Genomic DNA, 14,014 nt, shown 5'->3' on the forward strand with positions numbered 1-14,014 from the left:
GCTCAGGCCGCGAGCGCCTCGAGCCGGTCCGACAGCGCCAGCCAGCGCTCCTCGAGCTGTCCGATCTCGTCGTTCAGCGTCTTCAAGCGCTTGCCGGCTTCGGCGATCTCAGGCGCGGGCAGCGGATTCGCCAGCCGCGCTTCGAGCGAGGCCTTTTCGGTGCCGGCGGCGGCGAGCCGCTCGTCGATCTGCGCCAGCTCGCGCTTGATCGGCTTCGCCTGCTCGCTGCGCTGCTGGCGGTCCTGGGCCGCCGCCTGGGGAGAGGGTGCGGCCTTTTCGACGACGGCAGCAGCCTCGCGCGTCGCCAACTTGGCCTCTTCGCGCAGGCGCTTGGCCTCGTCCAGCAGGTAGCGCTGGTAGTCGTCGAGGTCGCCGTCGAAATCGGTCACCACGCCGCGGCCGACCAGCCAGAACTCGTCGCAGACCGAGCGCAGCAGCGCCCGGTCGTGGCTCACCAGCATCAGCGTGCCTTCGAACTCGTTGAGCGCCACGGCCAGGGCCTCGCGGGTGGCCAGGTCCAGGTGGTTGGTCGGCTCGTCGAGCAGCAGCAGATTGGGCCGCTGCCAGACCATCATCGCCAGCACCAAGCGCGCCTTCTCGCCGCCGCTCATGGTGCCGACCGCCTGTTTCACCATGTCGCCGCTGAAATTGAAGCTGCCCAGGTAGCCGCGCAGGTCCTGTTCGCCGGTGCGCTCCTTGACGCTCGAGCCAAGCTCGCGTGCCATGCGCACCATGTGTTCGAGCGGCGTGTCCTGCGGGCGCAGCACGTCGAGCTCCTGCTGCGCGAAGTAGCCGATGTTGAGGCCCTTGCCCTCGGTCACCGTGCCGGCGAGCGCACCCATTTCGCGCGCGATGGTCTTGACCAGGGTCGACTTGCCCTGGCCGTTGGCGCCCAGGATGCCGATGCGCTGGCCGGCCAGCACCGAGCGGTTGACGCCGCGCAGGATGGTCTTGGGCGGCTCGTCCTCAATCAGGTACCCAAAGCTCGCATCGCTGATCGAGAGCATCGGGTTCGGGATGTTCCCTGGCTCCTTGAACTCGAAGCTGAAGTCGGCCTCGGCCAGCAGCGGCGCGACCTTTTCCATGCGCTCCAGCGCCTTGACGCGGCTTTGGGCCTGCTTGGCCTTGCTGGCCTTGGCCTTGAAGCGGTCGATGAACTTCTGCAGATGGGCGATCTTGTCCTGCTGCTTGGCGAAGGCGGACTGCTGCAGCTCCATCTGCTGGGCACGCAAGGTCTCGAAGGCGCTGTAGTTGCCGCCGTAGCGCGTGAGCTTGGCGTGCTCGATGTGCAGCGTCACGTCGGTCACGGCGTCGAGGAACTCGCGGTCGTGGCTGATCACGATCATCGTGCCGGCGTACTTCTGCAGCCAGGCTTCGAGCCAGACCAGGGCGTCCAGGTCCAGGTGGTTGGTCGGCTCGTCGAGCAGCAGCAGGTCGCTTGGGCACATCAGCGCGCGGGCCAGCTGCAGGCGCATGCGCCAGCCGCCGGAGAAGCTGTTGACCGGCTGGTCGAGCTCGTGCGCCTTGAAGCCGAGGCCGAGGATCAGCGCCTGTGCGCGCGGCACGGCATCGTGCTCGCCGGCGTCGGCCAGGTCGGTATAGGCATGCGCCAGGTCCATGCCGATGTCGTGATCGTCGGGGTTGGCTGCATGGGCGGCTTCGGTGACGGCGAGGGCTTCGCGCAACTCGGTGAGCCGCGTGTCGCCGCCGACCACGAAGTCGGTGGCGGACTCGTCGGTCTCGGGCATGTTCTGCGCGACCTGCGCCAGGCGCCACTGCTTTGGGGAGGCGAAGTCGCCGCCGTCCTCGTGCAGCGTGCCGTTGAACAGCGCGAACAAGGTGGACTTGCCGGCGCCGTTGCGCCCCACCAGCCCGACCTTCTCGCCGGGGTTGATGGTGACGCTGGCGCCGTCGAGCAGCACTTTGGCGCTGCGGCGCAGGATGACGTTTTTGAGAGTGATCATTGAAGAAGTGATTCGCGCGGGACCAGCAATACCTGGTCTTCGCCCGCGCTGGTGGCGAGCCACACCACTTCGAGCTGCGGGAACGCTGCCTCGAAGTGCGAGCGCTCGTTGCCGATTTCAAGCACCAGCACGGCGGATTCGCTCATGCGCGCCGGTGCGTCGGCGAAAAGCCGGCGGATGAAGTCCATGCCGTCGGCGCCGCCGGCCAGCGCGAGTTCGGGCTCGGCGCGGTATTCGGCGGGAAGCCCGGCCATGCTTTTCGCATTGACGTAGGGCGGGTTGCAAAGAATCAGGTCGTAGGGGCCGCGCACCTTTGCGAGGCCATCGGATTCGACGAGCGTGATGCGCGCATCGAGCTGGTGGCGCGTGACGTTGATGGCCGCCACTTCGAGCGCCGCGGTCGACAGGTCGGCCGCGTCGACGCTGATTTCCGGATAGGTCATCGCCGCCAGCACCGCGAGGCTGCCGTTGCCGGTGCACAGGTCCAGCACGCGCCGGGTGTGTTCGCCGAGCCAGGGATCGATGCTGCCATCGGCCAGCAGCTCCGCGATGAAGCTGCGCGGCACGATGGCGCGTTCGTCGATGTAGAAGGGCACGCCTTGCAGCCAGGCCTCCTTGGTCAGATAAGCCGCGGGCTTGCGCGTCGCGATCCGTTGCGCCAGCACGTCGGCCACCCGCGCTGCATCCGCCGGCGCCACCGCGCGATCGGCGACCGCATCCAGGTCGTCCAGCGGCAGGCCCAGGCGCCACAGCACCAGCCAGGCGGCTTCGTCGAAGGCGTTGGTGGTGCCGTGGCCGAAGGCCACGCCCGCATCGGCCAGCTGCGTGGCGCCGGCCTCGATCAATTCGATGACGCTGCTCATACGCCTTGCAGCGTTTCGAGCCGGTCCAGCGTGCGCTTGTAAATGTTCTTGAGCTGCTCGATCTCGGCGACGGTGATGTGCTCGTCGATCTTGTGGATGCTCGCGTTGACGGGGCCTAGTTCGACCACCTGCTTGCAGATCTTGGCGATGAATCGCGCATCGCTGGTGCCGCCGCTGGTCGACAGCTCGGTCTCGATGCCGGTCTCGTCGCGGATGGCCTGCTGCACCGCGCCGACCAGTTCGCCCGGCGTGGTCAGGAAGGGCAGGCCGCCGATGGTCCAGGCCAGCGTGTAGTCGAGGCCGTGCGTATCGAGCACGGCCCGCACGCGCTGTTGCAGCGATTCGGGCGTCGATTCGGTCGAGAAGCGGAAATTGAAATCGATCACCGCCGCGCCGGGAATGATGTTGCTGGCGCCGGTGCCGGCGTGGATGTTGCTGATCTGCCAGCTGGTCGGCTGGAAATAGGCATTGGCAGCGGCGTCCCAACCCCCGGCCGCGTTGATCGCGACCAGTTCGGCCAGCGCCGGCGCAAAGGCGTGGACCGGGTTCTTCGCCAGATGCGGATAGGCGATGTGTCCTTGCACGCCCTTGACGGTGAGCTTGCCGCTCATCGTGCCGCGCCGGCCGTTCTTGATCATGTCGCCGCAGCGCTCGACCGCGGTCGGCTCGCCGACGATGCAGTAGTCGATGCGCTCGCCGCGCGCGGCCAGCGTGCTGCAGACCACCACGGTGCCATCGAGCGCCGGCCCTTCCTCGTCACTGGTGAGCAGCAGGGCGAGCGTGAGGCGCGGATCGGGCGTCGTGGCCAGGAAGTCCTCGATCGCGACGACGAAGGCCGCCAGCGAGGTCTTCATGTCGCAGGCGCCGCGGCCGTAGAGCTTGCCGTCGCGGTGCGTGGGCGTGAACGGATGGCTGCTCCACTGCTCGAGCGGGCCGGTGGGCACCACGTCGGTGTGGCCGGCGAAGGCCACGGTGCGCGTGGCCTGCGGCCCGGCAGCGCCGGGGCGCACGGCCCAGAGGTTGGTCACGCGAAAGTCGGCCGGGCCGCTTTCGATGCTTTCGAGCCGGAAGCCGAGCCGCGCCAGCCGCTCGCCGAGGATCTGCTGGCAGCCCGCATCGTCTGGGGTGACCGAGGGGCGGGAGATCAGTTGTTCGGCGAGTTGCAGCGTTCGGGACATTGAAAGAGAAAAGGGCTAGTGACGGACGTCGAGCGTGATGTCCGTGAAGGTGGGTTCGTCGACCTGGTCGAGCAGCGCGCGGTCTTCGCGGCGTGCCGCCGGCGCGGCGCGGTTCTGCAGGCGCCACATCAGGTTGGTCGGGGAGTCGGCTTGCGCGAGGCCTTCCTCGCGGGTGATGAAGCCGTCGGTGATCAACCGGGCGATGTCTTCTTCGAAGGTCTGCGAGCCTTCGGCCATCGACTGCTCCATCGCTTCCTTGACGCCCGAGAAGTCGCCCTTGCCGATGAGCTCGGCCACCAGCGCCGTGTTAAGCAGCACTTCGAGCGCCGGCATGCGGGCGCCGTCGGGCGTGCGCAGCAGGCGCTGCGCGACGATCGCGCGCAAGGCGCCGCCGAGATCGCCCAGCAGCGTGGCGCGCACCTCGACCGGGTAGAAGCTCAGGATGCGGTTGAGCGCGCGGTAGCTGTTGTTGGCATGCAGCGTGGCCACGCACAGGTGGCCCGACTGGGCGTAGGCGATTGCGGCCGTCATGGTCTCGCGATCGCGGATCTCGCCGATCTGGATCACGTCCGGCGCCTGGCGCAGCGCGTTCTTGAGCGCGATCTGCAGCGACTGCGTGTCGCTGCCGACGTCGCGCTGGTTCACCATCGACTTCTTGTTGGTGAAGGTGAACTCGATCGGCTCTTCGACCGTCAGGATGTGGCCGGTCGCGTTCTCGTTGCGGAAGTCGAGCATCGAGGCGAGCGTGGTGCTTTTGCCGGCGCCGGTGGAGCCCACCATCAGGATCAGGCCGCGCTTCTCCATCACCAGCGTCTTCAGGATCTCGGGCAGGTTCAGCTCGGCGAAGGACGGGATGACCGAGGCGATGTGCCGCACCACCACCGCATAGCTGCCGCGCTGGCGCATGGCGCTGATGCGGAAGTTGCCCGCGTCCTCGAGCGCGATCGCCGTGTTGAGCTCGCCGGTGCGTTCGAGTTCGGCGATGCGCTCCGCATTCACCACCTCGGAGAGCAGGGCGAGCGGCGCCTCCGGCGGCAGCACCTGCGCATTGATGGGCAGGCAGTTGCCGTTGATGCGGATCAGCGCCGGGGAGTGCGCCGAGAGGTAGATGTCGGACGCCTTGCGTTCGGCCATCAGGCGAAGAATTCGCTCCATCGTCTTCATCGGCATTTCTCCTCGGCGTTGTGTTGTTGGTTAAGAACGAAGTGTTCAGTCGCGCAGCAGGTCGTTGAGCGAAGTCTTGGCGCGGGTTTGCGCGTCCACTCGCTTCACGATGATCGCAGCGTACAGGCTGTACTTGCCGTTGTCCTTGGGCAGCGTGCCGCTGATGACCACCGAGCCTGCCGGCACGCGGCCGTAAGTCACTTCGCCGGTCGCGCGGTCGTAGATCGGCGTGCTCTGGCCGATGTACACGCCCATCGACAGCACCGAGTTCTCTTCGACCACCACGCCTTCGACCACTTCGGAGCGCGCGCCGATGAAGCAGTTGTCCTCGATGATGGTCGGGCCGGCCTGCAGCGGCTCCAGCACGCCGCCGATGCCGACGCCGCCCGAGAGGTGCACGTTGGCGCCGATCTGGGCGCAGGAGCCGACCGTGGCCCAGGTGTCGACCATGGTGCCTTCACCGACGTAGGCGCCGATGTTCACGTAGGAGGGCATCAGGATCGCGCCCTTGGCGATGTAGCTGCCGCGGCGCGCCACCGCCGGCGGCACGATGCGCACGCCGGCTTCCTTCAGCTCGCCGGCCGAGAGGTGCGAGAACTTGGTCGGCACCTTGTCGTAGAAGCCGAGCGAGCCGGCCTGCATCTGCTCGTTGTCCTTGAGGCGGAAGGACAGCAGCACGGCCTTCTTGATCCACTGGTGCACCGTCCACTGGCCCACGGCCTCGCGGGTGGCGACGCGCAGCTTGCCGTTGTTGAGCTCGGCGATCACATGCTCGACCGCATCGCGAACTTCCTTCGGGGCGCTGGTGGCGGAGATGTTGGCGCGGTCTTCCCACGCGGCGTCGATGGTCTGCTGGAGTTGTTGGGTCATGTGGAATCGATGAAAGAGGGCTCAGCGGCCCCGTTGAACGAACTGGACGATGCGCTGCGCGGCCTCCACGCACTCCTTGGTGCTGGCCACGAGCGCCATGCGGATGCGGCCCCGGCCGGGGTTGGCGCCTTGCGCATCGCGCGCCAGGTAGCTGCCCGGCAACACCGTCACATTGTATTGAGCGTAGAGCTCGCGGGCGAAGGCGGTGTCGTCGCCGTTCCACACTGCCGGCACGCCCGCCCAGAGGTAGAAGCTGGCATCGGGCAGGCGCACATCGAGCACCGGCTCGAGCAGCGGCGTCACGGCTGCGAACTTGGCGCGGTACTGCGCGCGGTTGTCGACCACATGGCTTTCGTCGCTCCAGGCCGCGATGCTGGCCGCCGCCACCGCGCCGCTCATCGCGCTGCCGTGGTAGGTGCGGTACAGCAGGAACTTCTTCAGTATGGATGCGTCGCCGGCGACGAAGCCGCTGCGCAGGCCGGGCACGTTGCTGCGCTTGGACAGCGAAGTCAGCGCCACCAGGTTGCGGAAGTCGTCGCGGCCCAGCTTGGCTGCGGCTTCCAGTCCGCCCAGCGGCGGCTCGTCGCGGAAGTAGATCTCGCTGTAGCACTCGTCGGAGGCGATGACGAAGCCGTGCTGGTCCGCCAGCGCGAACAGCTTCTTCCATTCTTCAAGCGGCATCACCGCGCCGGTCGGGTTGCCGGGCGAGCAGACGTACACCAGCTGCGCGCGGGCCCAGACCTCGGTCGGCACGCTGTCCCAGTCGACGGCGAAGTTGCGCGCCGCCACGCTCGGCACGTAATAGGGCTCGGCGCCTGCCAGCAGGGCCGCGCCTTCGTAGATTTGATAGAACGGATTGGGGGAGAGCACCACCGGCGCCGGCGTCTTCGTGGGGTCGACCACTGTCTGCGCCAGAGAGAACAGCGCCTCGCGGGAGCCATTGACCGGCAACACCTGCGTTGCCGGATCGAGCGCCAGGCCGTAGCGCTGCCGCACCCAGCCGGTGAAGGCCTCGCGCAAGGGCAGCTCGCCCGCTGTCGCGGGGTAGACCGCCAGCGTATCGAGGCTGTTGCTCAATGCATCCTTGATGAAGGACGGCGTCGCGTGCTTGGGCTCGCCGATGCCGAGGCTGATCGGCTCGAAGGCGGGGTTCGGCGTGATGCCGGCGAACAGTTCGCGCAATCGCGCGAAGGGGTAGGGCTGCAGCTTGGCGAGCAGGGGGTTCATGGCTGCGATTATCGCGGGCCCGCCTGCGTTTCAGCCGCAAGAAAGGCGTAGAGACGCGGATCGTCGGCGTAGCCGACGTTGAATCGCATCCATGGCGTCGGCTGCTGGCCGGGCCGGAACAGGTAGCCGGGCGCCAGCATGATGCCTGCAGCCACGGCGCGCTGGGCCACGGCGAGCACGTCGACGTCCTCGGAGGGAAAACGGGCCCACAGGAACGGACCGCCCGCCGGCCGCGTGAACACCTCCAGGCCCGCGGCCGCAAGGCCATCGCACACCGCGTTCTGCGCGGCGCCGAGCCGTGCGGCCAGCCGGGCGATATGGGCGCGAAAGCGCCCCTCGACCAGCACCGCATGCACCAGCTTCTCGCCCAGTTCGGAACTGGTGAGGCTGCTGACCATCTTCTCGTAGATGAGCTTTTCCGCGAACTCCTCGCTGCTGGCGACGAAGCCCACCCGCAGGCTGGGGGAGATCGTCTTGGAGAAGCTGCCGACGTAGATCACGCGGCGCAGCTGGTCCAGGCTCGCCAGGCTGGTGGCGCCGGGCGGTTCCAGGCCGGCCATGACGTCGTTCTCCACCACGCGGAAGTCGTACTGCTCGGCCAGCCGCAGGATCTGGTAGGCCACGGCCGGCGAACACTGGCTGCCCGTGGGGTTGTGCAGGTGGGTGCTGATGAAGAAGGCCTTGGGCCGGTGGCGCTGCGCCAGCGCCTGCAGGGCCACGAGGTCGGGGCCGTCGAGCTTGCGCTCGACGCCGATCAGGCGCACGCCGAGCGATCGCAGGGTGGCGAAGAAGTTGGTCGAACCCGGGTCGTCCACCAGCACCGTGTCGCGCGGCTGCAGCAGGCAGCGGCCGGCGAGTGCCAAGGCCTGCGTGGCGCCATGGGTGAGCACGATCTGGTGCGGCGTGGCGTCGACGGCGCGCGCGGCCAAGAGGATCTGGATCTGCTGGCGCAGCGGCAGGTAGCCGTAGGGCGTGCCGTAGTTCGCCAGGCCGGCGGACTTCTTGCGCGCCAGGCCCGCCAGCGCCTGGCGCACGCCGTCGGTGTGCAGCCAGTCGGGCGGCAGCCAGCCGCAGCCGGCATTGAGCAGCGTGCTGTCGTCCTCATAGACGCGCCGTATCAGCCACAGCGAATCGACCGAGGTATGGCCGACGAAGGGCTTGCGGCGCTGCTGCATCGCGGTGCGGCTGCGGTTCGCGGCGACGAAGTAGCCGCTGCCTGGCCGCGCCTCCACATAACCCTCGGCCACCAGCCGGCTGTAGGCATTGGTCACGGTCATGGTGCTGATGCCGCATTCGCCGGCCAGCGCGCGCACCGATGCGAGCCGCGTGCCCGGGGGCAGCGCACCCTTGTCGATCTTCTCGACCAGCGCCTCGTAGACCTGCCGCACCAGCGGTACGGGCCGGGTGCCGTCAATGGAAATCATCGGTGCGTTCATCCAGGGTGGGGTACGGGTCGGTGCACTGTATATGGGCGTGCACCGCGTTGCTCAGTCTCGTGATCGTGCATGCTGATATAGCGCACATCGCACGAACTGTATATATCCACTTCGCGCATTCCCTGACTCAATCGGCGGCTCGTCTCATCCATCGGGAAATGCACATGCAGAAGCTGAATTTCACGCGCTCCCTTGCCGGCGGCATCGCCGGCGCCTTCACGCGCCGGCAGGCCGCCTGGTGCGTGGCCGCTGCGCTGGCCGCGAGCGCTGCCGTGCCGGCGCTGGCGCAGTCCTCGACGCTCAAGATCATTCCGCACTCGAACATCACGGTGCTCGACCCGATCTGGACCACGGCCTATATCTCGCGCAACTTCGGCTACATGATCTACGACACGCTGTTCGGCACCGACATCGACGGCAAGATCAAGCCGCAGATGGTCGACAAGTGGAGCGTCTCGAAGGACGGCAAGACCTGGACCTTCACGCTGCGCGACGGGCTGGAGTTCCACGACGGCAAGCCCGTCGCCAGCGAGGACGTGGTCGCGTCGCTCAAGCGCTGGGCGAGCCGCGACACCTTCGGCGGCCAGCTCGCCAAGGTCACCGACAAGTACGAGACGCCCGACGCCAAGACCTTCGTCCTGGTGCTGAAGGAGCCCTTCGGCCTGGTGCTCGAAGCGCTGGGCAAGCCCTCGGCGAACGTGCCTTTCATCATGCCCAAGCGCGTGGCCGACACGCCCGGCGACACGCAGATCAAGGAGACGATCGGCTCCGGCCCCTTCGTCTTCAAGGCCGACGAGTTCCGGCCCGGCGAACGCGCAGTGTTCGTCAAGAACGCCAAGTACAAGCCGCGCGCCGAAGCACCTTCGGGCACCACCGGCGGCAAGCAGGTCTACGTCGATCGCGTCGAGTGGCTCATCATCCGCGACGCGCAAACGCAGATGAATGCGCTGATCAACGGCGAGGCCGACATCCTCGAGCAGCCGGCCTTCGAGCAGTACGCCTCGCTGCGCACCAACCCCGACATCCAGCTGATCGATGCGCAGCCGGCCGGCAACCAGTTCATCTTCCGCTTCAACTTCCTGCACGCGCCCTTCGACAACGAGAAGATCCGCCGCGCCGCGATGATCGCGATGGGCCAGGAAGCCTTCCTCAAGACGCAGGTGGGCGCGCCCGGCCTCACGCGCTACTGCAAGAGCATGTTCCCCTGCGGCACGCCCTTCGAGTCGACGAACACCGGCGACTACAGCGGCGTGGCGAATCCGCAGAAGGCCAAGGCGCTGCTGCAGGAGGCCGGCTACAAGGGCGAGCCCGTGGTGCTGATGCGCCCGACCGATCTCGCCGCCATCGCCAAGCTGCCGCTGGTGGCCAAGCAGCAGCTGGAGCAGGCCGGCTTCAAGGTCGACCTGCAGACCATGGACTGGCAGACCCTGGTGGCGCGCCGCGCCAAGAAGGACCTGCCTTCCGCCGGCGGCTGGAATGCGTTCATGACATCGTGGACCTCGTCCGACATCCTCAACCCGCTGACCATGGCGATGATGAACGCGGCCGGCGACAAGGGCTGGTTCGGCTGGCAGGACGACGCCAAGCTCCAGGACATCAAGACCCAGTTCGCCAAGGCCGCGACCGAGGCCGACAAGAAGAAGCTGGCCGAGCAGGCGCAGTTGCGCGCTTTCGAAACGGTGACGCACGTCCCGGTGGGCCAGTACAGCCAGCCGGCCGCCGTGCGCAAGGGCGTGAGCGGCCTGGTGCCGGCCGGTGCGCAGGTGTACTGGAACATCAAGAAGCAATAAGGCCGCCGGCGTCCATCCATGCTCAGCTTTCTTGCCAAGCGCCTGCTGGCCACGCTGCCGGTGCTGCTGGTGGTGGCGATCGCGGTCTTCATGATCGTGCGCCTCACCCCCGGCGATCCGGCGGCCGTCATCGGCGGCAACAGCGCCACCAGCGAAGACCTCGACCGCATCCGCGAGCAGCTCGGCCTCACCCGGCCGCTGTGGACGCAGTTCCTGCTCTGGGGCGAGGGCGTGCTGCGCGGCGACCTGGGCTTCTCCTTCTTCCTCAACAAGCCGGTGCTGACGCTGATCGCGCAACGCATGGAGCCCACGCTCTCGCTCGCCGGCGGCACGCTGCTGCTGGCGGTGGCGATCGCGCTGCCGCTGGGCACGCTGGCGGCCTGGCGCATGGGCGGCTGGCTCGACAAGGCGGTGATGGCCTTCTCGGTGGCCGGCTTCTCGGTGCCGGTGTTCGTGGTCGGCTACCTGCTGATCTATGTGCTCGCGCTCAAGCTGCAGTGGTTTCCGGTGCAGGGCTACAGGCGCCTCGCGGGCGGCGTCGGGCCCTGGCTGCAGCAACTGGTGCTGCCCTGCCTGACGCTGGCCGTGACCTACGTGGCGCTGCTGGCGCGCGTGACGCGCGCGGCCGTCAGCGAGGCGCTGACCGAGGACTACATCCGCACCGCCCGCGCCAAGGGCATCACAGAACTGCAGGTGCTCAAGCACCACGCGCTGCGCAACGCGGCGGTGCCGGTCGTGACGGTGATCGGCGTCAGCGCCGCGCTGCTGCTCGGCGGCGTGGTGGTGACCGAGACCGTGTTCGCCATTCCGGGCCTGGGCCAGCTGACGGTCGACGCGGTGCTCAACCGCGACTTCCCGGTGCTGCAGGGCGTGGTGCTGTTCTTCGCGCTGCTCTATGTGCTGGTCAACCTGCTGGTCGACTTGAGCTACCTGTTCCTCGACCCCCGTATCCGCTACTGACCACCATGGGCACTCTAGGCAAACTCTGGCGCAACGGCGCCGTGCGCGGGGGCGTCATCGTGCTCGCGGTGCTGGTCGTGCTGGCCGCTGCGGCGCCCTGGCTCGGCACCTTCGATCCGGCCGCGATGGATCCGAGCTACGTTTCGGTGCCGGCCGGCAGCGCCGGCCTGGTCACGCTGCCCGACGGGCGCGAGCTGCAGCACACCTTCTGGATGGGCAGCGACAACTTCGGCCGCGACATCTGGAGCCGCGTGCTCTACGGCACCCGCATCTCGCTGGTGGTGGGCATCTTCACCGCGGCGGCGGCGATCGTGTTCGGCTGCCTGCTGGGCATGCTGGCCGGCTACTTCCGGGCGGTGGATGCGGTGCTGATGCGCATCATGGACGGCCTGATGGCGATCCCCGCGGTGCTGCTCGCGATCACGCTGGTGGCGGTGCTCGGCGCCAGCCTGCCGACGGTGATCCTCGCCATCGCCATGCCCGAGGTGCCGCGCGTGACGCGGCTGGTGCGCGCGCTGGTGATGGGGTTGCGCGACGAGCCCTTCGTCGAGGCGGCGCGCGCACTGGCCACGTCGAATGCCGTGATCCTCTGGCGCGACATCCTGCCCAACGCGCTGGCGCCGCTGATCGTGCAGGGCACCTTCATCGCCGCCTCGGCGGTGCTGACCGAGGCCATCCTGAGCTTCCTCGGCCTGGGCCTGCCGGCCGACGTGCCGACCTGGGGCAACATCATGGCCGAGGGGCGCGTGCTGTTCTCGCAGGCGCCGGGCAACGTGCTGTTCCCGGCCCTGTTCCTGGTGCCCACGGTGCTGGCCATCAATCTGCTGGGAGACGGCCTGCGCGACGTGCTGGACCCCAAGTTCTCCAAGCGCGTTTGAGGACGGCCGCATGACCACCCAACCCCAAGCCGCGGTGCCCGTGCTGCTGGTCGAAAACCTCCAGGTGGCGCTGCCGGCCGATGCCGACCGGCCCTATGCCATCGAGAGCCTGAGCGTGCGCATCGAGGCCGGCCGCACGCTGTGCATCGTCGGCGAATCGGGCTCCGGCAAATCGGTGCTCGCCACCACCGTGATGGGCCTGCTTGCCAAGGGCCTCGGCGTCGGGGCCGGCCGCATCTCGCTGGCCGGCGAGATGCTGCTGGCCGGCGGGCGCTACGTGTCGGACAAGCGGCTGCGCGAACTGCGCGGCACCGGCATGGGCATGGTGTTCCAGGAGCCGATGACCGCGCTGAATCCGGTCCACAGCTGCGGCGAGCAGGTGGACGAGCTGCTGCGTACCCACACGGCATGGAATGCGGCCGAGCGCAAGGCGCGCATCCTCGCCATCTTCGAGCGCGTGCGCCTGCCGGACCCGGCGCGCATGTTCGCAAGCTATCCGCACCAGCTCTCGGGCGGCCAGCGCCAGCGCATCGTGATCGCGATGGCGATCATCCTGAAGCCGCGGCTCCTGATCTGCGACGAGCCCACCACCGCGCTCGACGTGACCACGCAGGCCGAGATCCTCAAGCTCATCGCCGAACTGCAGGCCGAGCAGGGCAGCGCGGTGCTCTTCATCACGCACGACATGGGCGTGGTGGCCGAGATCGCCGACGACGTGATGGTGATGCACCGCGGCAAGGTGGTGGAGCAGGGCCTCTGCGAGCAGGTGCTGCGCGCGCCGCGCGAGGCCTACACGCGCATGCTGCTGGACGCGGTGCCCGGCATGACGCCGCCGCCGCCGCGCGACCTGCCGGGCGGCGCACCGATGCTCGCGGGCCGCGGCGTGGGCAAGACCTACGCGCGGCGCGACTGGATGGGCCGTGCCAGGCACAACACCGCACTGCGCGACGCCAGCGTGGCCGTGCACCGCGGCGAGACCGTGGGCGTGGTGGGCGAGTCCGGCTCGGGCAAGTCGACCTTCGCGCGCTGCATGATCCGTCTGATCGATCCGAGCGAAGGCAGCGTGCACTGGGGCGATGCCGAGGTGCAGCAGCTTCCCGAGGGCCGCCTGCGCCCGCTGCGCTCGCGCGTGCAGGTGGTGTTCCAGGACCCGAACCGCTCGCTCAATCCGCGCCGCACCGTCGGCTCCTCGATCGTCGAGGGCGCGATGAATTTCGGCATGGACCGGCAGCAGGCGCGCCACAGCGCCGAAGAGCTGATGGACCGCATCCAGCTGCCGCGCGCCGGGCTCGAGCGCTACCCGCACCAGTTCTCGGGCGGCCAGCGCCAGCGCCTGGCGATTGCGCGCGCCATTGCCTGCCAGCCGCAGGTGCTGGTGGCCGACGAGGCCGTCTCGGCGCTCGACGTCTCGGTGCAGGCTCAGATCCTGGAATTGCTGCGCGAGATTCAGCGCGACCTCGGCCTGGGCATCCTGTTCATCACGCACGACCTGCGCGTGGCCGCGCAGCTGTGCGACCGCGTGATCGTGATGAGCCAGGGCAGCATCGTGGAACAGGGCGCCACCGGCGAGGTGTTCCGCCGGCCGCAGCACGACTACACGCAGCGCCTGCTGGCCGCCGCGCCGCGCGCGGAGCTGGCGCGCAGTCCGCTGGCGGCCTGAACCATCGATTCCTTCAGAAACAGA

The 14,014-nt window shown here is 68.3% G+C and carries 11 protein-coding genes; 4 read left to right on the plus strand and 7 right to left on the minus strand.

The annotated features are described in order from the left end of the window. Positions 1 to 2: 2 nt before the first annotated feature. Genes ACSQ9A_RS12940 through ACSQ9A_RS12970 form a run of 7 tightly spaced genes read right to left on the minus strand, consistent with a single transcriptional unit; the run spans position 3 to position 8,690 of the window. Complete coding sequence (locus ACSQ9A_RS12940) at positions 3 to 1,964, minus strand: ABC-F family ATP-binding cassette domain-containing protein (protein WP_436303923.1); 1,962 nt, start codon at positions 1,962 to 1,964, stop codon at positions 3 to 5. Continuing rightward, complete coding sequence (gene prmB / locus ACSQ9A_RS12945) at positions 1,961 to 2,827, minus strand: 50S ribosomal protein L3 N(5)-glutamine methyltransferase (RefSeq protein ID WP_093107629.1); 867 nt, start codon at positions 2,825 to 2,827, stop codon at positions 1,961 to 1,963. Before prmB ends, ACSQ9A_RS12940 begins: the two co-directional genes overlap by 4 nt. Further along, positions 2,824 to 4,005: a succinyl-diaminopimelate desuccinylase gene (gene dapE, locus ACSQ9A_RS12950; RefSeq protein WP_436303924.1), complete on the minus strand. Its 1,182-nt coding sequence runs from the start codon at positions 4,003 to 4,005 to the stop codon at positions 2,824 to 2,826. Before dapE ends, prmB begins: the two co-directional genes overlap by 4 nt. Positions 4,006 to 4,020: 15 nt before the next feature. Continuing rightward, the gene (locus ACSQ9A_RS12955) at positions 4,021 to 5,169 is read right to left on the minus strand and encodes a PilT/PilU family type 4a pilus ATPase (protein ID WP_093107625.1); all 1,149 of its coding nucleotides are present in this window, start codon (positions 5,167 to 5,169) and stop codon (positions 4,021 to 4,023) included. 45 nt (positions 5,170 to 5,214) lie between these two features. Continuing rightward, positions 5,215 to 6,039: a 2,3,4,5-tetrahydropyridine-2,6-dicarboxylate N-succinyltransferase gene (gene dapD, locus ACSQ9A_RS12960; RefSeq protein ID WP_093107623.1), complete on the minus strand. Its 825-nt coding sequence runs from the start codon at positions 6,037 to 6,039 to the stop codon at positions 5,215 to 5,217. Between the two features lie 21 nt (positions 6,040 to 6,060). After that, on the minus strand, positions 6,061 to 7,266 hold the full coding sequence (gene dapC, locus ACSQ9A_RS12965) for a succinyldiaminopimelate transaminase (RefSeq protein WP_436303925.1): 1,206 nt from the start codon (positions 7,264 to 7,266) through the stop codon (positions 6,061 to 6,063). A gap of 8 nt (positions 7,267 to 7,274) precedes the next feature. Continuing rightward, positions 7,275 to 8,690 (minus strand): PLP-dependent aminotransferase family protein, encoded by a 1,416-nt coding sequence (locus ACSQ9A_RS12970; protein ID WP_436303926.1) that lies wholly within the window; start codon positions 8,688 to 8,690, stop codon positions 7,275 to 7,277. 176 nt (positions 8,691 to 8,866) lie between these two features. On the opposite strand from ACSQ9A_RS12970, the gene ACSQ9A_RS12975 reads away from it, so the two are divergent. From ACSQ9A_RS12975 to ACSQ9A_RS12990, 4 genes are read left to right on the plus strand one after another with little or no spacing between them, the layout of a single operon-like run. After that, positions 8,867 to 10,492: an ABC transporter substrate-binding protein gene (locus ACSQ9A_RS12975; protein ID WP_436303927.1), complete on the plus strand. Its 1,626-nt coding sequence runs from the start codon at positions 8,867 to 8,869 to the stop codon at positions 10,490 to 10,492. 18 nt (positions 10,493 to 10,510) lie between these two features. Then, positions 10,511 to 11,452 (plus strand): ABC transporter permease, encoded by a 942-nt coding sequence (locus tag ACSQ9A_RS12980; RefSeq protein WP_093107615.1) that lies wholly within the window; start codon positions 10,511 to 10,513, stop codon positions 11,450 to 11,452. A 5-nt stretch (positions 11,453 to 11,457) separates the two neighbouring features. Beyond that, positions 11,458 to 12,330, plus strand: coding sequence for an ABC transporter permease (locus ACSQ9A_RS12985; protein ID WP_436290479.1), 873 nt, complete (start codon positions 11,458 to 11,460; stop codon positions 12,328 to 12,330). 10 nt (positions 12,331 to 12,340) lie between these two features. Next, positions 12,341 to 13,990: a dipeptide ABC transporter ATP-binding protein gene (locus tag ACSQ9A_RS12990; protein ID WP_093107611.1), complete on the plus strand. Its 1,650-nt coding sequence runs from the start codon at positions 12,341 to 12,343 to the stop codon at positions 13,988 to 13,990. Positions 13,991 to 14,014 lie beyond the last annotated feature (24 nt).

The sequence above is a fragment of the Variovorax sp. LjRoot290 genome, from assembly GCF_964253985.1.
Classification (GTDB): Bacteria; Pseudomonadota; Gammaproteobacteria; order Burkholderiales; family Burkholderiaceae_C; genus Variovorax.